Source organism: Actinokineospora enzanensis DSM 44649 (assembly GCF_000374445.1).
Classification (GTDB): Bacteria; Actinomycetota; Actinomycetes; order Mycobacteriales; family Pseudonocardiaceae; genus Actinokineospora; species Actinokineospora enzanensis.
In genome coordinates, this window is sequence record NZ_KB894411.1 from 50,505 (window position 1) to 76,201 (window position 25,697).

A 25,697-nucleotide genomic window follows, 5' to 3' on the forward strand; every position below is an offset into this window, starting at 1 on the left:
GTGACCGCGACGATCCTGGACGGCAAGGCGGCCCGCAAGGCCATCCTCGCCGAGTTGACCACCCGAGTCGAGGCGCTGGCCGCCCGGGGCGTGGTCCCCGGCCTGGCCACCGTGCTGGTCGGCGACGACCCCGGCTCGCACTCCTACGTGCGCGGCAAGCACCTGGCCTCGAAGAAGACCGGCCTGAACTCGATCCGCCGCGACCTGCCCGCGCAGTCCACGCAGGCCGAGGTCGAGGCGGTCGTGGACGAGCTGAACGCCGACCCGGCGTGCACCGGCTACATCGTGCAGCTGCCGCTGCCCGGTCACCTGGACACCGGCCGGATCCTGGAGCGGATCGACCCGGCCAAGGACGCCGACGGCCTGCACCCGGTCAACCTGGGCAAGCTGGTGCTCGGCGACACCGCGCCGCTGCCGTGCACCCCGCTGGGCATCGTCGAGCTGCTGCGCAGGCACGAGATCCCGCTGGCGGGCGCGCGGGTCACCGTGGTCGGCCGCGGTGTGACCGTGGGCAGGCCGCTGGGGCTGCTGCTCACGCGGCGCAGCGAGAACGCCACCGTCACGCTCTGCCACACCGGCACCAAGGACCTGGCCGCCGAGGTGCGCCGGGCGGACATCGTGGTGGCCGCCGCGGGCAACGCGGGCCTGATCACCGCGGACATGGTCAAGCCGGGCGCGGTCGTGCTGGACGTCGGCGTGACCCGCACCGACGCGGGCCTGGTCGGCGACGTGCACCCGGGCGTGACCGAGGTGGCGGGCTACCTGGCGCCGATGCCGGGCGGGGTCGGCCCGATGACCGTGGCCATGCTGCTGCGCAACACCGTCGAGGCGGCCGAGCGGGGCCTGCGCGGGTGAGCAACGGCCCGCAGCGCGGCGGCGGCAGGCACCCTGCGCTCGTCCACCTGCCGTTCGTGCTGGTCATGGCGGTGGTGGTGCTCGGCCTGGTGCGCATCGCGCAGTACTCGTGGCGGGAGGGCTCGTTCTGGATCGGCGCGGCGCTGCTGCTGGCGGCGGGCCTGCGGGTGCTGCTGCCCAACGAGCAGGCCGGGCTGATCGCGATCCGCGGCCGCGCCATCGACGTGCTGCTCTACGGCGTCTTCGGCGTCCTGGTGATCGCGGTCGCGCTGACGATCGAGGGCTGGACCCCGCCCTGGGCCTAGGCGCTGTCCGGTAAGTCTGGTGCGCGGGATCCGTGATCCGCGTGGTCTCTGGGCGTGCGGGCGGGAAGCCGCACGTACCGGGTTGTACTTGGGTTTTCCGCCCGTGCGGCCGGAGGCCGCGCGGGCGCGGATAGCGCGTGCCGGACTTGCCGGACAGCGCCTAGCGCGGCCGGGGCGAGTGCCCTGGGGTCAGCGCATGCCCAGCTCGGTGATCAGCTCGGCGGAGGCCTGCTCGTCCAGCGCCACGCTGAGCAGCTCGACGACCACCTGGTCGTAGCGCTTGATCTCCGCGGTGTCCTCCACGAACAGCCCGGACGTGCGGTTCTCCAGCAGCACCAGGGCGCCGCGGCCGCCGAACTGCAGCCGCCGGAACGGTCCGCGCAGGCCGGGGTGGCCGTGGCCAAGGTGCGGGATGACCCGGATCGTCAGGTCCGGTTTGCGGCCCGCCTCCACCAGGTAGCGCAGCTGGCCGCGCATGACCTCGCGGCCGCCGATGGTGGTGCGCAGCGCGGCCTCGGTGAGGATCGCGTAGTAGCGCGGCGGGGTGGGTCTGCGGAAGATCGCCTGTCTGCGGATGCGCTCGGCGGTGCGCTCCTCGATGGCGTGCTCGTCGACCATGTCCACCTCGCGCAGCACCGCCTGCGCGTACGGCACGGTCTGCAGCAGCGCGGGCACCAGGCTGGCCTGGTAGTCGACCAGCAGCTCGGCCTTGGCCTCCAGCACCCGCAGCGTCGCCGACGGCCGCTGCTCCGGCCAGGCCATCGGCTCGGTGGCGTCCCTGGCCAGCGCCAGCAGGTCGGCGCGGCGGGCCTCGGGCACCCCGTAGATCGCCAACAGCGCCGTGACGTCGTCGAGCTTGTGCGGTCTGCGGCCATGTTCGAGCCTGCTCAGCTTGGAGGTGCTGATGCCGGTCTTCGCGGTCACCTCGGCCAGGCTGAGCCCGGCCGTCTCGCGGTGCCTGCGCAGCTCCTCGCCGAGCAGTTCGAGCCGGACGGTGGTGTCCGGTGCGTGCAGCGTCACCGAGCCATGATCGGGGTGCGCGCGGACACATACCCACTGGTAGCGGGGGTTGTCGGCAGAGAACCACCCGAAGGGGTCGAGACCCTGCTCACCGCGCGGGTCCCGAACGGCCCCTGCTTGATAACCTCGCCGTCACCGGGCGATGTCGCCGACAGGGCCCCACTGCCGCGTGATCGCCCCGTGACTCATTCATCCGTCTCGGGAGGATCCGCCAAGTGGCACCCGTCAACGTCACCGTCACCGGCGCGGCAGGCCAGATCGGCTACGCCCTGCTGTTCCGCATCGCCTCCGGTGCCCTGCTCGGCCCGAACACCCAGGTCAACCTGCGGCTGCTGGAGATCCCGCAGGCGGTCAAGGCCGCCGAGGGCACCGCGATGGAGTTGGACGACTGCGCCTTCCCGCTACTGAGCGGCATCGAGGTCACCGACGACGCGAAGAAGGCCTTCGACGGGGCGAACGTGGCGCTGCTGGTGGGCGCCCGCCCGCGCACCAAGGGCATGGAGCGCGGCGACCTGCTGGAGGCCAACGGCGGCATCTTCAAGCCGCAGGGCGAGGCGATCAACGCGGGCGCCGCCTCGGACATCAAGGTCCTGGTCGTGGGCAACCCGGCCAACACCAACGCGCTCATCGCCCAGCAGCACGCGCCGGACGTCCCGGCGGGCCGGTTCACCGCGATGACCCGGCTGGACCACAACCGCGCCATCTCGCAGCTGTCCACCAGGCTGGGCGTGTCGGTCGCCGACGTCAAGAAGCTGACCATCTGGGGCAACCACTCGGCCACCCAGTACCCGGACGTCTTCCACGCCGAGGTCGGCGGCCGGAACGCGGCCGAGCTGGTGAACGACGAGGCGTGGCTGGCCGACACGTTCATCCCGACCGTGGCCAAGCGCGGCGCGGCGATCATCGAGGCGCGCGGCGCGTCCTCGGCGGCGTCCGCGGCCAACGCGGCCATCGACCACGTGCACGACTGGGTGCTTGGCACCGCGGCGGGCGACTGGACCTCGATGGCCATCCCGTCCGACGGCTCCTACGGCGTGCCCGAGGGCATCATCTCCTCGTTCCCGGTGACCTGCCAGGGCGGCGAGTACTCGATCGTGCAGGGCCTGGAGATCAACGAGTTCTCCCGCACCCGCATCGACGCCTCGGTCGCCGAGCTGACCGAGGAGCGCGACGCGGTCCGGGCCCTCGGCCTGATCTGATCCCGTTTCCCCGATGGCCCGCCCCGGTTCGCCGGTGCGGGCCATCGGTTTGTCCTACGGTGCACGGGTGACCTTGATCCCGTGGCCGGTGCCCGAACCCGAGCTGCCCGCGAGCACCCACCCGGTGCTGGCCGACGCCGCGCGCGCCGCGGCCGCCGCCTACCGCGAGGCGCGCCGCCTGCACACCCGCCCGGAGCTGGCCGAGGAGGTCGCGATGGGCGCGGACGGCACCCCGACCATGCGGGTGGACGCGCTGGTCGAGGACGCCATCGCCGAGTCGGCGCAGCGCAACCGGGTCAACCTGCTGTCCGAGGAGGCCGGGTTCGTGGACAACGGCTCGGCGGTGACGCTGGTCATCGACCCGCTGGACGGCTCGTCGAACGCGGCAGCTGGCGTGCCGCTGTCCTGCTTCGCCGGGGTGCTGACCCGGGACTCGATCGCCGACGAGGCGCTGACCGTGTGGCTGGACACCGGCCGCGCGTGGTGGGCGCGCACCGGCGAGTCCACTCCGTACCGGACCACCGGCCGCACCACTGTGGACGGTGCGGCGGTCAGCCTGCTGCGGCCCAAGGACAACAACCGGGAGGCCTGGCTGCGCGTCGCCGACCGGGCGGCCAAGCTGCGCATCCTGGGCACGACCTGCCTGGAGACGGCCCTGGTCGCGGAGGGCTCGGTGGACGCGTTCGCGGACGCGGGCTCGGATACGCTGCGCATCGTGGACCTGGCGGCGGCCCTGGTGACGGTGCCTGCGGCCGGGGGCGCGGTGATCGACGCGCGCGGTCGACCGCTGGAGTTCGACCCGGACCTGACCCGGCGCTGGTCCGGCATCGCGGCCGCGACCTCGCGCCTGGCCGATGAGCTGGCCGAGACCATCCTGGGCTGATCCCCTCCCGCCACTCTCCGCCCACTGCGCGGTCCAGGCGCCTAGTGGTGCGACCCCTAGTCGAAGATCAGCACCGCTTTGCCGGTGACGCGCCGGGCCAGGTAGTCGGCCATGGCACCGGCGGCCTCGGCGGCCGGGTAGCGCGTGACCGGCACGTCCACATCGGACTGAAGCACAGCGGTCAGGTCGGCGGCGAAGGCCCGGTCGGGCGTGACATTGAACAGCCGGACGCGTCTGCCCCGGCCGAGCCCGATGAACCGCCGCAGCTCCCAACCGGCAAGCCGGGCGGCGATGACCAGGTACGGCAGGATTGACGGGCCAGTGGCGTCCACGGTGCTGTCGCTGCCGTAGCTGACCAGCGTGCCGCCGGGGTTGAGCCGCTGGTAGGAGCGCACGAGGTGCCGCCCACCGAGGTGGTCGAAGATCACGTCCGCCGAGCCGGGGTCGCCGGTGCGGTAGTCGACTGCGGTGGCGCCGAGCGCGCGGACGGCGTCGAGCTTGGCCGCCGACGCGGTGCCGACGACGGTGGCGCCCGCGCCGATCGCGAGCTGGGCGAGGAGCCCGCCGACGCTGCCGGACGCGCCATGGACAAGGACGGTCTGGCCTGCGCGGACGCGGGCGACCTTGTGGATCATCCGCCACGCCGTCACACCGTTGGTGACCAGCGCCACCGCTCGGGCCGGGTCGGTGCCGGGCGGGAGCGGGACCAGGTGGTCGGGGTCGAGCTGGGCGTGCGTGGTCCACGAGCCCCGTCTGGGCATGGCGGCGACCAGCGTGCCCGCGACCGGTCCGGTCGGGGCCGCTTCGACGACCTCGCCGACCAGGTCGTATCCGCTGACGAACGGGAACTTGGGCTGCGCGTAGAAGCGACCGGCGAGCATGTCGGCGTCGGCCGATCCCAGCCCGGCGGCGATGACGCGGACCAGCGCCTTCGCCGGATCCCGCCGTAGTGGCCGCGTGCGGACCTCGATCGGCCCGTCCTTCCTGGTCGTGACGACTTCCCGAACGTCCATGTGACACCTTCTTGCGTGAGTTAGAACCTCTAACGCAAGCTTGGGCCTGTTACCGTGCCGCTGTCAAGGAGGGTGCGTGAGCAGGCGCGAGCGGTACCGGGCGGAGACCCGGCAGGAGGCGAAGGACCACGCGCTGGCCCAGCTCGCCGAGCACGGCCCGGCGGGTATCTCGGTCAACGCGATCGCGCACCGGATGGGCCTGTCCGGCCCGGCCCTCTACCGTTACTTCGCCAACCGCGACGCCCTGCTGTCCGAACTGATCTCCGATGGCTACCTCGACCTGGCCAGGACCATGGAGGCCGCCGCAGGCGCGGGTGCCACCCCCGAGGACCGCGTACGGGACATGGCCCACGCCTTCCGCGCGTGGGCGCTGGCACAGCCGCAGCGCTATCTGCTGCTGTTCGGCACCCCCGTCCCCGGCTACGAAGCCCCCGAGGGCACTATCGGCGCCGCACAGCGCACACTGGTCGCGTTCGCGCGGATGCTCCAGGAACTCCCGGCCGAGGAAAACCCCCTGGACGCCGAGTTCGCCCGCTGGACGAGCACGCGCGAACTGGACGTGTCCCCGTCCGCTTTCCGCCGGGCCGTGCTCGGTTGGACCAGGCTGCACGGGGTGCTCAGCCTCGAACTGGAAGGTCATTTCACCCTAATGGGTTTGGATGTGACCCAGGTCTACGCACAAGAGGTCCGTTCACTGCTGGAGCACTAGCCCGTCCGAGGCTGTATACCCCGATCGCGTGAACAACTCGCCAATGGCATCACGGGCTGCCGCGAAATACGTTTCCCTGCTGACGGTTCGCCCAGACCACGCGCGAACACCAGGACAGGAGGCACGAGATGACCGGCCACAACGAACACACCGAGCAGATCATCTCGCTCTACGGCGGCAGCACTCCTGTTCGCTCGCGGTGGAGCTACAGCGCGGACGAGCCGTTCACCGTGGTGGCGGCCTTCCAGACCGACACCGACCGCTGGGTCGAATGGATCTTCGGTCGCGACCTGCTCGCCGAGGGCCTGGTCGGCCCCGCAGGCGAGGGCGACGTCCGGCTGAGCCCGGAGGTCAGCAACGGCCGCACCGTGCTCGCCCTGGAGATCGAGTCCCCCGACGGCCACGCCCTGCTGGAGATGGACCACGCCGCCGTCCAGGGCTTCCTCACCGCCACCACCGAGATCGTCCCCCTCGGCCAGGAGAGCGACCACTTCGACATCGACGCCCTCATCGAGGAAATCACCAACGTCTGAGGTCGAACCGATCACCAGCACCCCCGGGTCCGCGCGTACCGGGGGTGCTGTCATTTCCGATCACCGTGACCAGCGGGTCAGCGGAAGTCGCGGGACTTGGCGGGGATGTGCAGGGGGAGGTTTTGCAGGTGGTCGGCGTAGAGGCTGGTGACGCCTTCCGCGTTTTCGACTACTCCCCTGATCAGCAGGGCGGCGCTGGTTCTGGCGACCTTTCGGTAGCGGGTCCACAGGCCAGGTGAGCAGACCACGTTCACCATTCCGGTTTCGTCTTCGATGTTCAGGAATGTGACGCCGCCTGCGGTCTGTGGTCGTTGTCGGTGGGTTACCGCGCCGCCGAAGAGGATTCGGGTGCCGTTTTTCTGTTTGGGGAGTTCGGCGGCGGTGATGGCGCCGAGCTCGGTCAGGCGGGTGCGAATGAACTGGGTGGGGAAACTATCCGGGGACAATCCGGTTGCCCAGACGTCGGCGGCGGCCAGTTCTATTTCGTTCATGCCGGGGAGGGTGGGGGCCTGGACGCCGACGGCGGTTCCGGGGAAGCGGCCGGTTCCCTCGCCCGCGACTGATCCGGCGGCCCACAGGGCTTCGCGGCGGTGCGGGGTGAAGCAGGTGAAAGCGCCCGCGGTGGCCAGGGCTTCGAGTTGTTTTCGGTTCAGGCCGGTGCGGCGGGCGACGTCGACCAGGTCTCGGAATGGGGTTTCGTCGCGGGCTTCAATGATTCGGGTTGCCAGCGGTTCGCCGATGCCGCGTACGGTGCTCAGGCCCAGGCGGATGGCGGGGCCGGGGTCGGCGGGTTCGAGGCCGGGATGGGTAAGGCTGGCGTTGATATCGGGGCCGCGGACCGGCACGCCGTGTCTTCGGGCGTCGGCGACCAGGGACTGCGGGGAGTAGAAGCCCATGGGTTGGGCGCGCAGCAACGCGGCGCAGAAGGCGGCCGGGTAGTAGAGCTTGAACCAGGCGCTGACGAAGACAAGGTGGGCGAAGCTGAGGGCGTGGCTTTCCGGGAAGCCGAAGTTGGCGAATGCCAGGAGTTTCTCGTAGATGCGGCCCGCCAGTTCCGGCTCGATACCGCGGGCGGCGGCACCGGCGTAGAAGCGTTTCCGGAGGCGTTCCATGCGGTGGGTGGACCGCTTCGCGCCCATGGCGCGGCGAAGCTCGTCGGCCTCGGCCGGGGTGAAGTCGGCGACGTCCACGGCCATCTGCATCAGCTGTTCCTGGAACAGCGGGACGCCCTTGGTCTTGTGCAGAGCCTTTTCCAGCAGCGGGTGGTCGTAGGTGATCGGCTCCTTGCCGTTCTTGCGGCGGATGTACGGGTGCACCGAGCCGCCCTGGATCGGGCCGGGGCGGATCAGGGCGACCTCGACCACCAGGTCGTAGAACTCCCGGGGCTTCAGTCGGGGCAATGTGGCCATCTGGGCCCGACTCTCCACTTGGAACACTCCGACCGAGTCGGCTCGGCAGAGCATGTCGTAGACGGCCTCGTCGGCCAGGTCCAGGGCACCGAGATCGACCTTGCGGCCGTGGTGCTCCGCGACCAGCTCGACCATGTAGTGCAACGCGGACAGCATGCCCAGGCCGAGTAGGTCGAACTTGACCAGGTTGACCGCGGCGCAGTCGTCCTTGTCCCATTGCAGGACGGTGCGGTCGGGCATCCTGGCCGGTTCCACCGGGCAGACCTCGCTGACCGGCCGGTCACAGATGACCATGCCGCCGGAGTGGATGCCCAGGTGCCGTGGGAAGTTCTCCAGCTGCCCGGCCAGCTCCAGCACCGGCGCGGGCACGTCCAGGTGATTGTCTCCGACCGTAGTGGACAGTGGACCCCACCGGTCGATCTGCTTGCTCCACGCGTCCTGTTGCCCCGGCGAGTAACCCAGCGCCTTGGCCATGTCGCGCACGGTCGATTTCGACCGGTAGGTAACCACATTCGCGACCTGCGCGGCGTGTCGACGTCCATGCTTCCCGTACACGTACTGGATGGCTTCCTCGCGCCGGTCGGACTCGATGTCCAGGTCGATATCCGGCGGCCCGTCGCGCGCGGGGGCGAGGAACCGTTCGAACAGCAGCTCCCAGCGGACCGCGTCGACATTCGTGATGCCCAGGGCGTAGCAGACCGCCGAGTTCGCGGCCGAACCCCGGCCCTGGCAGTAGATGTCGTTGGCCTTGCAGAACCGCACGATGTCCCACACCACCAGGAAATAGCCGGGGAACCCCAGCTCCTCGATGACGGCCAGCTCGCGCGCGATCTGCTCGTACGCGCGCGGCGCCCCGTCGGCCGGGCCGTACTTGGTCGCGGCGCCCGCGTAGGTCAGCTCGCGCAGGAACGTGACCTCGGTGTGACCAGGTGGCACGTCGAACGGCGGCAGTTTCGGCGCGACCACCTTCAGGTCGAACGCCAACTCGACACCGAGCACGGCCGCCCGCTGCACCGCGCCGGGGTAGCGGGCAAACCGGGCCGCCATCTCCGCGCCGGTGCGCAGGTGCGCGGTCGGCGCGGGCGGCAGCCACCCGTCCATCTCGTCCAGGCTTCGCCGTGCCCGCACCGCCGCCATCGCGGCCGCCAACCGTCCCCGGCCCGGGTGCGCGTAGTGCACGGCATTGGTCGCCACGGTCGGCACGCCCAACTCGGCGGCCATGTTGTGCAGCAGGTCGTTGCGCTTGGAGTCGTCGGGATAGCCCTGGTCGACCAACTCGACGAACACGCGATCCCGCCCGTAGGCGACGGTCAGCAGCCGCAGCTGTTCGAACGCGGCCGCTGGGCCCTCGTTCGCAAGCGCTTGCCGGACCGCGCCCTTGCGGCAGCCGGTGAGCACGACGCAGGTGTCGCGGGTCTCCTCGACCACCTCGCGCAGGTCGTAGACGGGCTTGCCCTTCTCCTTACCGCGCAGGTGCGCGGAGGTGAGCACGCGGCACAGCCGGTGGTAGCCGTCCTGCTGGTCGGCGAGCAACAGCAGGTGTTCACCCTCCGGGTCCTCGACCCCGTTCTGCGGCGCGGTGAGCCCGAGGCTCAGCTCCGTGCCGAACACGGTCCGCATCCCCACTTCCCGTGCCGCCTCGGCGAACCGCACGACCCCGTACATCCCGTCGTGGTCGGTGATCGCGACCGCGTCCAGGCCGAGCAGCGCGGCCGTCTCGACGATCTCCTCCGGGTGGCTGGCGCCGTCCAGGAAGCTGAAGTTGGTGTGGCAGTGCAGCTCCGCGTAGGGGACGCGGTCCTCGCCGTCCACTTGATCGGTGACGCCGAAGGTGTGCGATCCAGCGGGCGCGAGGTACCGCTCCCGCTGCCGGGTCCACGCCGGACTGTCCCCGCCGTCACCGATCTCGGGCGCGCGGCCGGACAGGATCCGTTCCAGCTCCGACCACCGCACCGGCGGGTTGTTCCAGCCCACCGCCTGCTCCTTGTCTACGCTCCCGCCTTGTCCCACAACCCCGCGACAAGCGCGCGAAAACGACCGGATCGGGTCGGTCTGCCCCGGGGCGTCAGGGAACGACCCGACCGACCCGATCCGGTCTCGGGTGTGGTCAGCGCGGCTGGGTGCGGGGCTCCGGGGAGTGGCGCGGCTCCGGGATGAGGTCGGCCAGGTCGACCAGGTCCGGCCAGTCGTCGGTGCGGTAGTCGTCGTCGGGACGCATCAGTCGTAGATTCCTTCCACGGACCATTGTTCGTTCTCGCGGACCAGCAGCAGCGCGCCCTGGTTGTCCTTTTCGGACTGTTCGGCCAGCAGCACCTGCAGCCGGGCCCGGCGGCGGGCGGTCTCGGCCTCCCACCAGCGCTCGTCGGCAGGCCACGGGCCCGCCCAGGCGATGACGCGGCGGGTGTGGCCCGCGACCGCGACCTCGTCCGGCGGGTTGGTGAGGGTGAAGCGGCCGGTGACGCCGACCTCCTTGCCGTCGCGGTCGACGACGGTGGCGGGTGGGCGGGGGCTGGGGATCGTGGCCGGGGCGGGGCCGGGTAAGTGGCCGGGCCAGGGCTGGTCGGCGGGCGCGGCCGGGGTGCGTTCGTCGCCCCACGGCACGAGGGTGGCGCGGTCGGTTGGCGCGCGGCCGCCGCCGAGAACCGGGGTGACCACGGCGTCGGGGCCGAGCAGGCCCTGCACGTGGACCATCGCGCGGGCGGCGCGCTCGGCCCGTTCGTCCTGGCCGCCCTGCCACAGGCCCAGTTGCAGGGCGTGGCCGTCGACGGTCTCCTCCGGGAACAGGCGCAGCGCGGTGATGCCCGCGGACGGGCGGTGTGGGCCGCGCAGCCAACCGTCGAGCTGCCAGCGGACGCGGTCGGCGATGCCACCGGGGGTGAGCGGGTCGGCGCAGCGCCACAGGCGGGTCAGTTCCTCGCCGTTGGCGGTGACCGCGTGGATGGCCAGGCGGGTGCAGGCCAGGCCGTGCGTGGCGAGCAGCGCGTGCAGCCGCTCCCCCAGGGCGCGCGCGGCGAACGCGGCCGAGTCGACGCGGTCGATCGGCGGGTCCGGGGTGTGTGTGACGGACAGGTCGATCGGCGGGCGCCTGCGCGACGGCGGCCGCTGCTCCAGGCCCTGGGCGAGGCGGTGCGCGTGGCCTGCTTCGGCCCCGAAGCGGGAGGTGACGTCGCCGGAGTCCAGGGCGGCGAACGCGCCGAGAGTGCGGATTCCCAGGCGGCGCAACAGGTCCACCAGCTCGGGTTGGCCCGGCAGCTCGTGCACGCCCAGCGGCGCGAGGAAGCCCGCGCTCTCCCCGGCGGGCACGACCTGGCCGCGGCGCGCGGCGAGGGTGGCGGCGAACAGCCCGTCGGCGATCCCGACCTGGGACTCGGCACCGGTGCGGGCCGCGACCTGGTCGATCAGCCGCTCGGCGGCGGCCGCCTCGGAGCCGTAGTAGCCCGCCGGGCCGCGCACCGGCACGGCCACCACACCGGGGCCGACCACCTCCACACCGACGGCCAGCTCCTCGACGGCGGCCGCGACCGGTTCGAACATCCGGGCGTCGCGGTCGGGATCGGCGGGCAGCACGGCGAGGTCCGGGCACCGGCCCTGCGCGTCGCGGCGGCGGAGGTCGACCTGGATGCCCTCGGCGCGGGCCTGGGCGTTCACCGCGACCAGCCGGTTCGCCGAGACGACGGCGGCTGGCGCGTCGACCGGGAGCCCGGCCGCGGCGGTGGCGGCGACGACCGGCCAGTCAGGGCAGCAGAGGACGAGCAACCTGGTCATGTCGTCCTCCCCCATGATCTCCCCTATGGCTCACCGCGCCCTGTTCGAACATATGTTCGACCGAAGATCGAGTCAAGGGCTGGAGCGTGACGGGATGACGGACGGGACGGGAGGCGGCGCCGCGACCACGGGCGTGGACTTCCGCGCGCTGGGTTTCCAGGTGGCCGTGACCTTGCCCGAGGCCGGTCCAGCGGGCCCTGGTGCGGGTGAGTTCGAGCTCGGCGCCGGGCCAGGGGGTCAGGGAGATGAGGATGGCGCCTCGGTTTCGGGCCCTGGCGGAGAGTTTGCGCGCGATGGAGTCGGGAAGGTCGGCGTTGATGGCGACGATGTCGAAGCCGTCCAGGAGAGCGGCGGTGGCGGTGGCGATGTCGGGACCCGGATTGGGGATCAGGGCCAGGTGGTCGAGGTTGATGCCTGCTTCCTGCGCGGCGGCTATGCCCAGGGAGGGAAGGGCGATGGCGGCTATCCAAGCGCCCTGGGTGCTGGGTTCGGCGAGGAGGGAGAGGAGGAGGCTGGTGGAGTTGGCGAGGGTGATGGTGGCGCCTCTACGGAGGGCTTGCCAGGGGGAGAGCGGGGTCAGATGGGGGTGCAGGGGGAGGGTTTCCGGGACTGGGGTGCGGTGTACTTGGGATAGGTCGTGCTTCAGACTCTCCCAAGTGGACATGCGGGCAGCGTAACGCCGACAGGTGAGCCTGTCTCAGCTTGTCCTTAGTGGATCTTCTGGCGCACGGAGCGGCCGACGCCGTGCTTACCAGGGAAAAAAGAGTGGTCGCCGCCCGGTGCCGAGTACTTCCCCGCGTCGGCTTGGGGCGGCGACCACATCGCACCCCTCCGACGGACACGCGCTCCGCTCGATGCGCGTGGGTCGGAGGTGTGAAGCCCGGGGGCGCCGGCCTCGACTCCGGGTTGCCCAGGCTCGAACTTGTGTTCGACAGATCAAGAGTACCCCGGAAACCCGCCGTCACACAAGACGATCGTCCGAAACGCGCGACGTTAGTCCTTAATGGACCTAGCACGAAACAGGTTGGGGGATAACAGAAAAGAGAGTGGTCGCCATCCGTTGTCGAGTACTTCCCCGCGCCGACAACGGATGGCGACCACGCCGCTTGGCTCCGTCAGGGTGCGAACGTACCGCTCAATACGCGCGCGCCGAGCAGGAGGGTGGCGGTCGGCGGGAGACCGGCCTCGACTCCGGTCGCCCAACCTTCGAACGTGTGTTCGATGACGGAAGACTACCGCACCCGTCGACCGTCGACAAGCGGAGACGTCAGGCCTGCTGGATGGACTGGGGGAACGAGAAGACGTCGTCGGGGTCGTAGCGGCGGGCAACGCTGCCGAGACGGTTGAGGTTGGCGCCGTAGTAGGCGACGCCCCAGTCGGGCATGGCCGCCTCGATGTAGTTGACGTAGCCGCCGCGGACGCCGAGCCTGGCCAGGGCGTCGCGGGTTTCGGCGACGGCCCTGGCGGCCGCGGCCTGACCGTCCTTTGTGGTCTTGTGGTAGATCTGCACGGTGCCGAGGGCGGCGCGGTGCGGGAACGCGGTGTCCTCCGGGGCGATCCGGGCGACGGCGCCGCCAAGCGAGTCGACCAGCAGGTTCAGGTCCGGGCGGCCGTCGACCAACGCCACCAGCGCGGCCGGGTCGGTGAGCGGGCCGGACAGGATGCGGGAGGACGCCATGAAGGCGGAGCGGGGGCTGTCGGCGGCGCACTGCTCGGCGGTCTTGTTGCCGCAGCCCGCGAAGTAGCGCATGGCGTCGAGATAGCTCTTCTGCTGCACCAGGCGGTTCGACGGTTTGCCCGCGGTCCTGGCCAGGCGGTCCAGCAGTGGCATCAGGCCCGACTGGGGACCGACGAAACAGCCGCTGACCGAGCACTTGACCGGGCTGCCGCCGTCCAGGGCGACCGCGGCCCACAGCTCGTCGGGGGCCGAGGCGAACAGCTCCTGCCAGGCGCCGACCACGGTGGCGGCGGCGCCGTCGCGGTAGTCCAGGTGGAAGACCGTGACGTCGGGGGAGGGCTCGGTGCTGAAGGTGAACGAGGTGGCGATGCCGAAGTTGCCGCCGCCACCGCCGCGCAGGGCCCAGAACAGGTCGGGCTCGTTGGCCTGCGACACCGTGTGTAGCGCGCCGTCGGCGGTGACGACCTGGGCGCCGACCAGGCGGTCGCAGGTCAGGCCGTACTTGCGGGCCACCACGCCGAGGCCGCCGCCGAGGGTGAGCCCGGCGATGCCGACGGTGGGGCAGGAACCGGCTGGCAGGCAGCGGCCCGCGGCGCCGAGGGCGGTGTAGACGTCGATCAGGCGGGCGCCCGCGCCGACCATGACCGTGCCGTCCGGCCGGACGTCCACACCGGACATCCGGCGCACGTCGACCACCAGGCCGCCGTCCGGCACCGAGTAGCCGGTGTAGCTGTGGCCGCCGCTGCGCGCGGCGAGCGGGGTGTGCGAGACGCGGGCGAGCTCGACGCAGGCCTTGATGTGGTCGACGGTGGTGCAGTAGGCGATGGCGAGCGGGCTGTGGTTGTCGTACAGCGTGTTCACCGAGCGCCGGGCCTCGTCGTAGCCCGCCTCGCTGGACTGGACCAGGGCGCCGCCGAGCCGCTCGCGCAGCGCGTTCCAGTCCGGGGGCACCGGCGCGGGGCGGGAGGTGGTGGTCACGGCGGACGTTGTGGTGCCGGACAGGTTGCCGGTCCCGGCGGTGTTCTCGCCGTCGGAGCAGGAACCCACCGTCGCCACCGCGGCCCCCAGCCCGGTAACCCGCAGAAACGACCGCCGATTGAGCCGATTGATCAAATGTCCCGACCTCCCCACCCGCGCGGGTCTCGATCTCACCACCCGAACGCCCGGCTGCCTAGCAACCCGCGTTCCCACTAGTCCATCAATACTCCTGGTATTTCCAGCCTTACCCGGCGTGAGCAACCATGGATCATTCTGTGTCCTAGGTCACTCACGCCGGGTGGTTCTGCTCAGCTCGCGACCGGCTCCGCCGGGATGAGCACCCAGCCCAGGGCCCGGCGCAGTGCCGCGGTCAGTTCCTCCGCCAGGTTCTCGCCGGACAGCACCGCGGCCAGGTGGCCGTCGGGGCGGACCAGCGCCGCGCCGCCCGGTGCCAGGCGCAGCGCCTCGACGGCCGACGGAGGCAGCGGGACCACCGTGGTGACCTCGCCGGGCGCGTCCATCGGGGTGGCCGGTAACTGCGGGGCGAACGCGGCCAGGTCGGCGTCCGGCGCGATGAGCACGGTGCAGCGGGGGCCCAGGTGGTCGCGCAGCCGGGTGCCGTCCGGGAACGCGACGTCCGGGCACAGCACCCCGGGCAGCGGCGGCCGGGGCACGCCCGCCTCGCGCGGGAACGCGGCGATCTCCTCGTCGTCGGCCGCGGTGGTCAGCGCCGAGTCCAGGTACCAGAACGGTTCGGCGAGCTTGCCCGAGTCGATCGTGGCCGCCGTCCCCGGATCGGTGACGCTGCGCTCCAGGATCTCCCGGCGGCGGGCCCATTCCTCGTCGTCGGCCGGGCACAGGAACCGCATGGTGGTGCTGGTGACCCGCAGGTTCTCATCGGTGGCCGGGCCGCGCTCCGGATCGTAGGTGTCCAGCAGCGCCGGGCCGCCCCAGCCGCCGCGGATCGCGGCGATCTTCCAGGCCGCGTTCTCCACGTCGGCCAGGCCGGAGTTCATGCCGCGGGCGCCGAACGGGCTCATGATGTGCGCCGAGTCGCCCGCCAGCACCACCCGGCCGACCCGCATGGTGGGCACGCGCCGCTGGTGGAAGCGGTAGAGCGAGGCCCACACCAGCTCGTAGTCGAGATCGCCGAGCACCTTGCGGATGCGCGTCTCCAACGCACCACTGGCCTGCTCGGCTTCGAGGTCGTACTCCTCGGGCACCTGCCAGTCGATGCGCCAGACCGAGTCGGGCTGCGGGTGGATCAGCACCTGGCGGCCGGGGTTCCACTCCGGGTCGAAGTAGAAGCGCCGCTCCGGCACCGGGGAGTCGAACGCCGCGCGCACGTCGGTGATCAGGAACTTGTCGTTGAACGAGTGTCCGTTGAAGGTCAACCCGAGCAGCTTGCGGATGGTCGAGCGGCTGCCGTCGGCGGCGACGCAGTGTGTGCCGCGCGCGGTCCACGGGCCGTCCGGGCCGTCGAGTTCCAGCGTGACGCCGGTGTCGTCCTGGCTGATCGCCGTGGCCCTGGTGCGGTAGTGCAGGTCGATCAGCGGCTCGGCCAGCACCCGGGCCTCCAGCACGCGTTCGACGCTGTTCTGCGGGGTGTTGACGAACGGCGGGAAGTGGCCGGGCGCGGGCTCGGGCAGCGTCATCGAGAACACCTCGTGCTCCCGGTAGTAGATCCTCCCGGAGTACCAGGTGGCGCCCAGGTCGACGACCTCGCGGCCCGCGCCGACCCGGTGCAGCACGTCCAGGGTGTCGCGCTGCACGCAGATCGCCCGGCTGCCCAGCAGTTCCCGGCCCGCCTGCGCGTCCACCACCAGGCTGGGCACGCCGTGCCTGGCCAGCAGCAACGCCCCCGTCATGCCGACCGGACCCGCGCCGACGATCAGCACGGGCTCCGCGGTGCTCATCGCCCCTCCTGCAGCGCGGCCCACACCTCGCGGTCACGCTCGGCGGTCCAGACGATCGGCCAGTCGTGCCCGTCCAGCTCGTCCCAGTAGCGCTGGACGTCGAACGGCAGGCAGTGCTCGAAGATGGGCCAGCGGCCGTACTCCGGCTCCAGCGCGGTGTGTGTGGCCCGGAACGCCTCGCCGACCGTGCCGCCGCGGCCGTGCACCTCGCGCACGATGCGGCGCAGCTCGTCGAGGAAGTGCCTGCTCTGCGCGATGGCGGCGGCCACCGCGTCGGCGCCGCGGGCGACCGCGCCCCGGCCGCCGACCAGCACCTCGGCCCCGAGCGCGGCCACGTTGTCCAAAGTGGACGTGGCCCAGTCGTCGTGGAAGGCGTCCCCGGTGTACAGCGCGGCCTGCGCCTCCACCAGGTCACCGGCGAAGAGGATCTTCTGCCGGGGCAGCCAGGCGACGATGTCGCCCGCGGTGTGCCCGCGTCCACAGTGGGCCAGCACGAGATCGCCGCGGTCGCCGCCGAGCGGGATCACCAGCCGGTCGGTGAACGTCAGCGTTGGCCAGGTCAGGCCGGGGACGCTGTCCGGTTCCTCGAACAGCCGGGGCATGCGCCCCAGCTCGCTGGCCCAGTCGGCCTCACCGCGCTCGGCGATCAGGGTGCGGGTGGTCTCGTGGGTGATGATCTCCGGCGCGTCGAACGCGCTGGCGCCCAGCACCCGCACCGCGTGGTAATGACTCAGCACCAGGTAGCGCACCGGTTTGTCGGTGCGCTCGCGCAGCCGCTCCAGCCAGCGGCGGGCGGCGACCGGGGTGGCCCTGGCCTCGAAGCAGACCAGGAAGTCCTCACCCTCGATGGCGCCCACGTTGGGGTCGCCCTCGGCGGTCAGCGCGTACACGCCGTCGGCGAGCTCGACGAACGTCTCGACTTTGCGTTCCAGGTCGGCGCTGGATGCGAATGCTTTTGTCACATTCCCAACCCTGCCACCGCGCCCGGCTCCGGTACAGAGCGGCGACCCGCCTGTGGATGGATCCGGGCGCATGTGGACAACTCGCCGGGCACACGGATCCCATGCGGGCCAACGTCTACGTGATCAACTGGCCGATCAACTGGCTGGGGTCTTCCCGACCGAGCGCAGCGCGGCGGGCGCCGAGGCGGGCACGGCCGGTGACACCGGTGGTACGGGATCCAGCCGCCGGTAGGCATCGCCCTGGTCGGGGCGCGGATCCGGCTCGCCCCTGTTGGGCCAGAAGGAGAACGCGCGCTCGGCCTGGGCGGCGATCGTCAACGACGGGTTCACGCCCAGGTTCGCGGTGATCGCGGCGCCGTCCACCACCGAGATCCCCGGGTACCCGAACACCCGGTGGTATGGGTCGAGCACGCCGTCCGCGGCCGACACACCGATCGGGCAGCCGCCGATGAAGTGCGCGGTGATCGGCACGTCCACCAGATCGCCCCAGGTGCCGCCAGGCAGGCCGCCGATGTGCTCGGCGGTGAGCTGGTTGGCCCGGTGCCCGGCCGGGATGAAGCTGGGATTGGGTTCGCCGTGCCCCTGCCGGGAGGTGTACTGGCGGCGCCCGAACAGGCCGCGCCGGGTGTAGGTGGTGATCGAGTTGTCCAGGCTCTGCATCACCAGCAGGATCACGGTCCGCTCGCTCCAGCGGTATGCCTGCAGCAGCTGCGTGGTCTGGATCGGGTGCCGCAGCATGAACCGCAACGCCTGTAGATAGCGCGGAACGGGCGAGTCGCCGTCGGTGGCCACGGTTTGCAGCAGGCTCATCGCGTTGCTGCCCTTGCCGTAGCGCACTGGCTCGATGTGTGTGTTCTCGTCGGGGTGGAACGACGAGGTGATCGCGACACCCCGGCTGAAGTCCCGCGTCGGGTCCACCGACGGGCGGGCCGCGCCCAGGATGGCCTCGGAGTTGGTGCGGGTCAGCTCGCCCAGTCGCGGTGACAGACCGGGCAGGGTGCCGGTGTCGCGCATAGCGTGCAGGAGGTTCTGCGTGCCCCAGGTGCCCGCGGCCAGCACCACCTGGCCCGCGGTGATCGTCGTGCGGAACCGCTTGGACCGCGTACCGGTCTTGCGTAGGTCCAGTTCGTAACCGTCGCCGCGCGGCCGGACAGCCGTGACGGTGGTGAGCGGGATGACCCGCGCGCCACCCTGTTCGGCGAGGTACAGGTAGTTCTTGACCAGGGTGTTCTTCGCGCCGACCCGGCAGCCGGTCATGCACGAGCCGCACTCGGTGCACCCGGTGCGTTCCGGGCCCGCGCCGCCGAAGTACGGGTCCGCCGCGCGCTCCCCCGGTTTCCCGAAGTACACGCCCACCGGGGTCGGGTGGTAGGTGTCGGCGACGCCCATGTCCGTCGCGACCTGGCGCATGACCACGTCGGACGGGGTGACGCTGGGGTTGGTGACCACGCCGAGCACGCGCGCCGCCTGGTCGTAGTGCGGGCCGAGCTCAGCCTCCCAGTCGGTGATGTGCGCCCACTGCCGGTCTGCGTAGAACGGTTTGAGAGGCCGGTAGAGGGTGTTCGCGTAGACCAGTGAGCCCCCGCCGACGCCCGCGCCCGCCAGCACGAGCACGTCCTTGAGCAGGTGGATGCGTTGGATCCCGTAGCAGCCCAGCGCGGGCGCCCACAGGTAGCTGCGCAGGTCCCAGGAGGTCTTGGCGAACTCGTCGTCGGCGAACCGGCGCCCGGCCTCGACCACGGCGACGCGGTAGCCCTTCTCGGTCAGCCGCAGCGCGGCGACGCTGCCGCCGAAGCCCGAGCCGACCACCACGACGTCATAGTCCGGCTTGTTACCGGCGAGTCGCTCACCCATGTCCCGAGGTTAGGCGCCGGTCGCGACCGCGGCTAGGGGCTCGGCCAAACCTTCTGTGACCGTCGGTAACAGGTCAGCGATCGGACCGCAGCACCCCGTAGGCGACCAGGTCCCGCCGCACTCCACCGCGCAGCTGGGCACCCCGGATCACGCCCTCGCGTCGCATCCCCGCCGCCGCGAGCGCGCGCTGCGCGGGCAGGTTGTCCACGTCGGTGGATGCCTCCACCCGGTCCAGGTCCGTGGTCGCGAACAGGTGCTCGACCACCATTCGTATCGCGGCAGACCCCACACCCCGCCCGCGCGCGGCAGGCAACAGCATGATGCCCATGTTCCACGCCCCGCACGCGTGCGTGCGCCCGTACTGCACCTGGTGCCAGGAGACGTCACCGAGCAACTCACCCGTCGCGACGTCCACCACCACCGCGCGGTCCACGTTCACCGGCGGCGGCGCGGACCGTTCGTCCGGGTCGACGTCGAACGCCCCATCGGACTCCGCCCGCAGCCGCTCCACATCGCCATCGGCGGGTTCGGCCAGCGCGAACCCGCCGCGGACGAACAGCACGACCCTCACGAGCGGACCGTCAGCCCGACCTTCTGGAACTCCTTGAGGTCGGAGTAGCCGGTCTTGGCCATCGACCTGCGCAGCGCGCCGAACAGGTTGACCAGCCCGTCCGCGTCGTTCGACGGCCCGAACAGCAGCGTCCGCAGGTCCACCTCGACGTCCTCGGCCACCGGCAGCACCCGGCTGCGCGGCAGCGACGGGTGCGCGGCCGCGGAAGTCCAGTACAGGCCCTGGCCGGGCGCCTCGGCGGCCACCGCGAGCGGCGCGCCGAGCATCACCGCGTCCGCCCCGCAGGCGATCGACTTGGCGATGTCGCCGCTGGTGTGCACGTCGCCGTCGGCGATCACGTGCACGTACCGGCCGCCGGTCTCGTCCAGGTAGTCGCGCCGGGCGGCGGCCGCGTCCACGATCGCGGTGGCCATCGGCACCCCGATGCCCAGCGCGGCGTCGGTGGTGGTCACCCCGTCGCAGTGGCCGTAGCCGACGATCACGCCTGCCGCACCGGTGCGCATCAGGTGCATGGCGGTGCGGTAGTCGTGCACGCCGCCCGCGACCACCGGCACGTCCAGGTCGGCGATGAAGCTCTTCAGGTTCAGCGGCTCGGCCTGCCCGGAGTCCCTGGCGACGTGCTCGGCGGAGACGATGGTGCCCTGCACGACCAGGATCTCCACGCCAGCGCCGAGCAGGTGCGGGGTCAGCTCGGCGGCCCGCTGCGGGCTGACCCTGGCGGCCACGGTCACCCCGGCCTCGCGCACCTTGCGCACCGCCTCGGTGATCAGCTCCACCCGGATCGGCTCCGCGTGCAGCTGCTGCAACGCGCGCACCAGCTCGGCCGGTTCGGCGCCCTTCTCGGCGGCGGTGACCAGGCGCAGCAGCGCGTCCTCGACGTTCTCGTGCCGGGCCCACAGGCCCTCGGCGTTGAGCACGCCCAGGCCGCCCAGCTCGCCGACGGCCACCGCGGTCCCTGGCGAGACGATGGCGTCCGTGGGGTGGGTGACCAGCGGGATGTCGAACCGATAGGCGTCGATCTGCCAGGTGGTGGCCACGTCCTTGGAGGAGCGGGTGCGCCGGGACGGCACGATCTCCACCTCGTCCAGGCCGAAGGCGCGCCGGGCGGTCCGGCCCATGCCGATGTCGACGAGATCCCGCACGGGTCTTCCTTTCGCGGCCGCTGAGAAGGTCAGCGGGTGGTGTAGTTGGGCGCTTCGACGGTCATGGTGATGTCGTGCGGGTGGCTCTCCTTGAGCCCGGCCGCGGTGATCCGGATCAGCTGCGCCCGCTTCAGCTCGGCGACGCTCTGCGAGCCGGTGAAGCCCATGCCCGCGCGCAGGCCGCCGATCAGCTGGTAGACCACCTGGGACAGCGGGCCGCGGAAGGGCACCCGACCCTCGATGCCCTCGGGCACCAGCTTGTCGTCGGAGAGCACGTCGTCCTGGGCGTAGCGGTCCTTGGAGTAGGACTTGGCCTCGCCGCGTGAGCGCATCGCGCCGAGCGAGCCCATCCCCCGGTAGCTCTTGAACTGCTTGCCGTTGACCAGGATCAGCTCGCCGGGGGCCTCCGCGGTGCCCGCCAGCAGGCTGCCCAGCATGACCGCGTCGGCACCGGCGGCGATGGCCTTGGCGATGTCGCCGGAGTACTGGATGCCGCCGTCGCCGATCACCGGGATGCCCGCCGGGGCGCACGCCTGCGCGGCCTCGTAGATGGCGGTGATCTGCGGCACACCCACGCCCGCGACCACCCGGGTGGTGCAGATGGAGCCGGGGCCGACGCCGACCTTCACGCCGTCCGCGCCCGCCTCGACCATGGCCAGGGCGCCCGCGCGGGTGGCCACGTTGCCGCCGACCACGTCCACCGCGTCGCCAAGCTCGCCCTTGAGCCGCGCCACGATGTCCAGCACGGCCCGCGCGTGCCCGTGCGCGGTGTCCACCATGATCACGTCCACACCCGCGTCCACCAGGGTCATCGCCCGCTGGTAGCCGTCCTGGCCGACGCCGACCGCGGCGCCGCAGATGAGCCTGCCGTCCGGGTCCTTGGTGGCGTTGGGGTACTGCTCGGTTTTGACGAAGTCCTTGACGGTGATCAGGCCGCGCAGCTTGCCCTCGCCGTCGATGATCGGCAGCTTCTCCACCTTGTGCCTGCGCAGCAGCCCGAGCGCGGCCTCCGCGGACACCCCGACCTGGGCGGTGACCAGCGGTCCCTTGGTCATCACCTCGCTGACCAGCCGGGTGTGGTCGACCTCGAAGCGCATGTCCCGGTTGGTGATGATGCCCACCAGGGTGCCCTCGGCGTCGGTGACCGGCAGGCCGGAGATGCGGTAGCGCGCGCACATGGCGTCGACCTCGGCGAGCGTGTCGCCTGGCGAGCAGGTGACCGGGTCGGTGACCATGCCTGCCTCGGACCGCTTCACGGTCTCGGCCTGCCTGGCCTGCTCCTCGATGGACAGGTTGCGCTGCAGGATGCCGATGCCGCCCTGGCGGGCCATGGCGATGGCCATCCTGGCCTCGGTGACGGTGTCCATCGCGGCCGAGGCGAGCGGGATGCGCAGCGTGACGTTGCGGGAAACCCGGGTCGAGGTGTCGACCGTGCTCGGGATCACATCGGACTGCGCGGGTTGCAGCAGCACGTCGTCGAAGGTGAGGCCGAGGGTGGCGAACTTGGGCGGGATCCCGTCAGCGTTGAGCTCGCTGGTCATGGTGGGTGGCGGACCTTCCTGCCTTGCCTGCGGTCCCGGTGGCCTGCCGGGGGTTGCTCTAGCGGCCGTGGACGCGCCAGGAACCGGTACGGGTGCGCTGGTGACGCGGTTCCCCCATGGTATCCGGGCAGGATCGGGGGCTCGCCCGGTACCGTGCGTGGTCGTGCCGCATGACGCAGTTCCCCCCACCCCGTTCTCGGGCGAGCCGTGGGACGAGCGCCCGCCGGGCGACCCCCGCGGGGCGCTGCCGCCCGACCCGTTCGCCGACGACCCGGACGATCCCGCCCGGGGGCTGGACGAACCCGATGACGAGGCAGGTCCGCCGATGAGCCAGGAGGAGCGCGAGGAGCTGCTGGCCGACCTGGCCGACCTGGCGGTGTACCAGGCGCTGCTGGAGCCGCGCGGCGTGCGCGGCATCGTGGTGGACTGCGCCGAGTGCCAGGAGCCGCACTACCACGACTGGGCGCTGCTGGCGGCCAGCCTGGAGCAGCTGCTCAACGACGGCAAGATGCGCCCGCACGAGCCCGCCTACGACCCGGACCCGGGCGACTACGTCAGCTGGGAGTACTGCCGGGGCTACGCCGACGGCGTGACCGCCAGCGAGAACGCCCTCTAGACCGCCGGGAACGGCCCGAACACGCGAAAGAGCCCCGCCGGGAGATCGGCGGGGCTCTTTCGCGTGTTCGGTTCGGCCCGCTCAGGGCGTGGTCGTGCTTGTCGTGCTCGTTGGCGGATTGGCCATCTGCACGGAGAACGACTGGACCTGACCGGTGGCGGGCGCCGCGCCGGGACCCGGCGGGGTCTCGTTGCGCGGGGACTCGTTCAGCGGCTCGCTGGTCGTGGTCGGCGGCGTGGTGGACGGCGGCGTCGTCGGCGGCACGGTGGTGTCCGGCGGGCTGCTCGGCGCGACGGTCGGCACGGGCTGTTCCGGCTTGGTGTTGTTCGAGGTGGGGGCCGTGGTCGGCACCGTGGTGGGCACCGGCTGGACGGTGCTGGGGATGGCCGACGGCGGGGCCTGCACGCCGCCCGCTGGCGATCCCGGCAGCTGGGAGAGCAGGTCGGCGTGGGTGGCCGCGAGCTCGGCGGCACCGTCCTCGGTGGCGATGGACGGCAGCCCCTTCTGCGCGTCCTCCAGCTTGGACTTGGCCTCCGCGACCTTGCCCTCGGCGAGGGCGGTCTGGGCGATGTCGAGGTCCTGGCGCACCGAGGCGGCGGCCTCGACGGAGCGGGCGTGGTCGGCGTAGAGCACCTTGGTGAGGCTCCACAGCGTGTCACCCGGCTGGGCGTCGCGGGCGGCCAGGCCTGCCCCGGTGAACGCGATGGCGAGCACGGCGGCGGCCGCGGCGACCGGGACCAGGAGTCTGGGTCTACGGCGCTTGCGCGCCCTGGCGGCGTACACGGTGGCCACCGCGAGCTGCCCGTCGACCAGCTCCGGGATGGGCGCCGAGTCGACCTCGTCGCGCCAGGAGCTGAGCAGGGCGGCCAGGTCGTCGTCGCGGAAGTCGACCGGCAGGTCGGCGTCGTGCCGGGTGGGCGCGTCGAAGGCGAGCGGGTCGAAGCCGCGGGAGTCGAGGTTGTCGGCGCGCACGGCGGCGCCGAGCATGTCCAGGAAGGCGTCGTCGGCGTGCACGCGGGAGATGTCCACCGCGTCGTCGAGCCCGTCCGGGCCGTCCTCGCGCAGCAGGCCCGCCAGTTCGGCGCGCTCGGCCGGGCCGAGCAGGTCGCCGAGGTCACCAAGGCCGTCGAGGTTGCCGACACCGTCGAGGCGCACACCGGAGCCGAACGTGAGCGGGGTCACGTTGGACTGGTCCGGCCGTCCTGGCGCGGGGACCGAGGACGTCACCTCGTCCACACCGCGCTCCTCGCGATCGCTCTGGTCGGGCACTCAGGCCACCTCCTCCGCCGACAAAGTCTTCCGCAACCGGGCAAGTGCCCGGTGTTGGGCCACTCGAACCGCCCCCGGGGTGGATCCGACCGCCTCCGCAGTCTCCTCCGCCGAAAGCCCCACCACGACCCGCAGCACCACGATCTCGCGCTGCTTGTCCGGCAGGACGCTGAGCAGCTCGCTCATCCGCCGCGACAGCTCCCCCTGCATCGCGCGTTGCTCCGGCCCCGCCTCCTTCTCCGGCTCGTCGGGCACATCGGCCACCGGCTCGGATCGGTTACGGGCGGAGGCGCGGTGCGCGTCGGCCACCTTGTGCGCGGCGATCCCGTAGACGAAGGCCAGGAAGGGCCTGCCTTGGTCGCGGTAGCCGGGCAGGGCGGTCAACACCGCGAGACACACCTCCTGCGCCACGTCGTCCGCCGAGGCGAACGACCGTTCCTGCCTGCCGACCCTGGCGCGGCAGTACCGCACCACCAGGGGCCGAACCGACGCCAGCACGCGCTCGACCGCACGAGGATCGCCCTCGACGGCAGCACTCACCGACGTGTCCAGTCCGTCCCCCAATGTGGTCATCGCAGATTGCAGCCCTGGTGTTACGAATGTGGTCAACTGCCGGTCACCGAACCGGGGGTGAGTCCCGGCCCGCGGTCCACCGTACCGCCCTGCTCGGTCGTCGATTCCGGGTACCGCCGGGGGCTCGGCGATGATCGGGGTGGACGGGCAGCGGTCACGGTATCGGGCGCCGCGCCAAGCGCAAGGGCCGAACGGGTGTCGGACTGGACGCGCACGACTAGCCGTGCGTGCCCGTTCCGCCCCGGGCACGCACGGCTCGCCGCCGACGCTGTACTCGCTAAGAGACCAGGCCGCGCCGGAACCCATGGGCCACCGCCTGCGCGCGGTCCCGCACGCCGAGTTTCCGGAAGAGCCGACGCGCATGGGTCTTGACGGTGTCCTCCGACAGGTAGAGCTCGCGGCCGATCTGGCCGTTGCTCTTGCCCTGGCTCATGCCGCGCAGCACCTGCAGCTCGCGGTCGGTGAGCTGGACACCGGGATCGGAGGGTTGGCGGGGCGCGGGCACGGAGGTGCTGGCCAGCGTGTGTGCGAGCGCGGCGACCAGCTCCGGCCGGGACGCGTCCCAGCGCAGGTAACCACGCGCGCCGCCGGCAATGGCCGCGGCGATGCTGCCCGCGTCATCGGGTGCGCCGAAGACGATGACATTGGCCTGCGGGTTGGCCGAGACGAGCCGCCGGGTGGCCTCCACGCCGGTGGGCACTGCCCGCTGGGTGCCGACCAGGACGACATCGACCGGCTGCCGGGAGAAGCGGGCGAGCAGCTCGTCACCGTGCGCTACGCAGTCGATGCGACTGACCCCTGGGACAGCAGACATGACACGGGTCAAGCCCTCCCGAACGCTGCGGCGGTCGTCGCAGATCAAGACCGTCGTCACGGGGACTCCTTCCTGCAGCCGAGTGACGTTCC

At 71.7% G+C, this 25,697-nt stretch carries 22 protein-coding genes; 7 read left to right on the forward strand and 15 right to left on the reverse strand.

Features of this window, described 5'->3' with window-relative positions:
• Both C503_RS0113300 and C503_RS0113305 read left to right on the forward strand, forming a co-directional pair.
• Positions 1-855, forward strand: coding sequence for a bifunctional methylenetetrahydrofolate dehydrogenase/methenyltetrahydrofolate cyclohydrolase (locus C503_RS0113300; protein ID WP_018682706.1), 855 nt, complete (start codon positions 1-3; stop codon positions 853-855).
• Positions 852-1,160: a DUF3017 domain-containing protein gene (locus tag C503_RS0113305; RefSeq protein ID WP_018682707.1), complete on the forward strand. Its 309-nt coding sequence runs from the start codon at positions 852-854 to the stop codon at positions 1,158-1,160. The genes C503_RS0113300 and C503_RS0113305 overlap by 4 nt, the downstream gene beginning before the upstream one ends.
• 189 nt (positions 1,161-1,349) lie before the next feature.
• Here C503_RS0113305 and C503_RS0113310 read toward each other — a convergent pair whose 3' ends face one another.
• Positions 1,350-2,180, reverse strand: a complete 831-nt coding sequence (locus C503_RS0113310; protein ID WP_018682708.1) for a helix-turn-helix domain-containing protein — start codon at positions 2,178-2,180, stop codon at positions 1,350-1,352.
• Between the two features lie 215 nt (positions 2,181-2,395).
• Between C503_RS0113310 and C503_RS0113315 the strand changes: the two genes are divergently transcribed.
• The gene (locus C503_RS0113315) at positions 2,396-3,379 is read left to right on the forward strand and encodes a malate dehydrogenase (RefSeq protein ID WP_018682709.1); all 984 of its coding nucleotides are present in this window, start codon (positions 2,396-2,398) and stop codon (positions 3,377-3,379) included.
• A gap of 67 nt (positions 3,380-3,446) precedes the next feature.
• The gene (locus tag C503_RS0113320) at positions 3,447-4,262 is read left to right on the forward strand and encodes an inositol monophosphatase family protein (protein ID WP_245572470.1); all 816 of its coding nucleotides are present in this window, start codon (positions 3,447-3,449) and stop codon (positions 4,260-4,262) included.
• Positions 4,263-4,318: 56 nt separating this feature from the next.
• Here the strand turns inward: C503_RS0113320 and C503_RS0113325 are convergent, their stop codons facing one another.
• A complete protein-coding gene (locus C503_RS0113325; protein WP_018682711.1) occupies positions 4,319-5,275 on the reverse strand; it encodes a zinc-binding dehydrogenase in 957 nt (318 codons plus the stop codon).
• Between the two features lie 76 nt (positions 5,276-5,351).
• Between C503_RS0113325 and C503_RS0113330 the strand changes: the two genes are divergently transcribed.
• Together C503_RS0113330 and C503_RS0113335 are read left to right on the forward strand one after the other, a co-directional pair.
• Complete coding sequence (locus C503_RS0113330; protein ID WP_018682712.1) at positions 5,352-5,984, forward strand: TetR/AcrR family transcriptional regulator; 633 nt, start codon at positions 5,352-5,354, stop codon at positions 5,982-5,984.
• 128 nt (positions 5,985-6,112) lie between these two features.
• Positions 6,113-6,517: an SsgA family sporulation/cell division regulator gene (locus C503_RS0113335; RefSeq protein WP_018682713.1), complete on the forward strand. Its 405-nt coding sequence runs from the start codon at positions 6,113-6,115 to the stop codon at positions 6,515-6,517.
• 77 nt (positions 6,518-6,594) lie between these two features.
• Here the strand turns inward: C503_RS0113335 and C503_RS0113340 are convergent, their stop codons facing one another.
• From C503_RS0113340 to guaB, 10 genes are all read right to left on the reverse strand, one after another.
• On the reverse strand, positions 6,595-9,900 hold the full coding sequence (locus C503_RS0113340; RefSeq protein ID WP_018682714.1) for an error-prone DNA polymerase: 3,306 nt from the start codon (positions 9,898-9,900) through the stop codon (positions 6,595-6,597).
• 243 nt (positions 9,901-10,143) lie between these two features.
• Positions 10,144-11,691 (reverse strand): DNA polymerase Y family protein, encoded by a 1,548-nt coding sequence (locus tag C503_RS0113350; RefSeq protein ID WP_211222390.1) that lies wholly within the window; start codon positions 11,689-11,691, stop codon positions 10,144-10,146.
• Complete coding sequence (locus tag C503_RS45910) at positions 11,660-12,355, reverse strand: hypothetical protein (protein WP_156893184.1); 696 nt, start codon at positions 12,353-12,355, stop codon at positions 11,660-11,662. Before C503_RS45910 ends, C503_RS0113350 begins: the two co-directional genes overlap by 32 nt.
• Positions 12,356-12,958: 603 nt before the next feature.
• On the reverse strand, positions 12,959-14,425 hold the full coding sequence (locus C503_RS0113360) for an FAD-binding oxidoreductase (protein WP_425393522.1): 1,467 nt from the start codon (positions 14,423-14,425) through the stop codon (positions 12,959-12,961).
• A 230-nt stretch (positions 14,426-14,655) separates the two neighbouring features.
• The gene (locus C503_RS39255) at positions 14,656-16,263 is read right to left on the reverse strand and encodes an FAD-dependent monooxygenase (RefSeq protein WP_018682719.1); all 1,608 of its coding nucleotides are present in this window, start codon (positions 16,261-16,263) and stop codon (positions 14,656-14,658) included.
• Positions 16,260-17,225: an MBL fold metallo-hydrolase gene (locus C503_RS0113370; protein ID WP_018682720.1), complete on the reverse strand. Its 966-nt coding sequence runs from the start codon at positions 17,223-17,225 to the stop codon at positions 16,260-16,262. The genes C503_RS39255 and C503_RS0113370 overlap by 4 nt, the downstream gene beginning before the upstream one ends.
• Before the next feature lie 135 nt (positions 17,226-17,360).
• Entirely contained in the window at positions 17,361-19,079 is a 1,719-nt protein-coding gene (locus tag C503_RS0113375) for a GMC family oxidoreductase (protein ID WP_018682721.1), read from the reverse strand.
• 73 nt (positions 19,080-19,152) lie between these two features.
• The gene (locus tag C503_RS39260; protein WP_018682722.1) at positions 19,153-19,650 is read right to left on the reverse strand and encodes a GNAT family N-acetyltransferase; all 498 of its coding nucleotides are present in this window, start codon (positions 19,648-19,650) and stop codon (positions 19,153-19,155) included.
• Positions 19,647-20,792, reverse strand: a complete 1,146-nt coding sequence (locus C503_RS0113385) for a GuaB3 family IMP dehydrogenase-related protein (RefSeq protein WP_018682723.1) — start codon at positions 20,790-20,792, stop codon at positions 19,647-19,649. The genes C503_RS39260 and C503_RS0113385 overlap by 4 nt, the downstream gene beginning before the upstream one ends.
• A gap of 29 nt (positions 20,793-20,821) precedes the next feature.
• Positions 20,822-22,333 (reverse strand): IMP dehydrogenase, encoded by a 1,512-nt coding sequence (gene guaB / locus C503_RS0113390; RefSeq protein WP_018682724.1) that lies wholly within the window; start codon positions 22,331-22,333, stop codon positions 20,822-20,824.
• Positions 22,334-22,577: 244 nt separating this feature from the next.
• Here guaB and C503_RS47840 point away from each other — a divergent pair, with 244 nt between their 5' ends.
• Positions 22,578-22,949 (forward strand): DUF5319 domain-containing protein, encoded by a 372-nt coding sequence (locus C503_RS47840; protein ID WP_026316261.1) that lies wholly within the window; start codon positions 22,578-22,580, stop codon positions 22,947-22,949.
• Between the two features lie 81 nt (positions 22,950-23,030).
• Here C503_RS47840 and C503_RS43280 read toward each other — a convergent pair whose 3' ends face one another.
• The 3 genes from C503_RS43280 to C503_RS0113410 form a co-directional block, all read right to left on the reverse strand.
• Complete coding sequence (locus tag C503_RS43280) at positions 23,031-24,218, reverse strand: hypothetical protein (RefSeq protein WP_018682726.1); 1,188 nt, start codon at positions 24,216-24,218, stop codon at positions 23,031-23,033.
• Entirely contained in the window at positions 24,219-24,791 is a 573-nt protein-coding gene (locus tag C503_RS0113405; protein WP_018682727.1) for a sigma-70 family RNA polymerase sigma factor, read from the reverse strand.
• Positions 24,792-25,068: 277 nt separating this feature from the next.
• Entirely contained in the window at positions 25,069-25,665 is a 597-nt protein-coding gene (locus tag C503_RS0113410) for a response regulator transcription factor (protein ID WP_018682728.1), read from the reverse strand.
• Positions 25,666-25,697 lie beyond the last annotated feature (32 nt).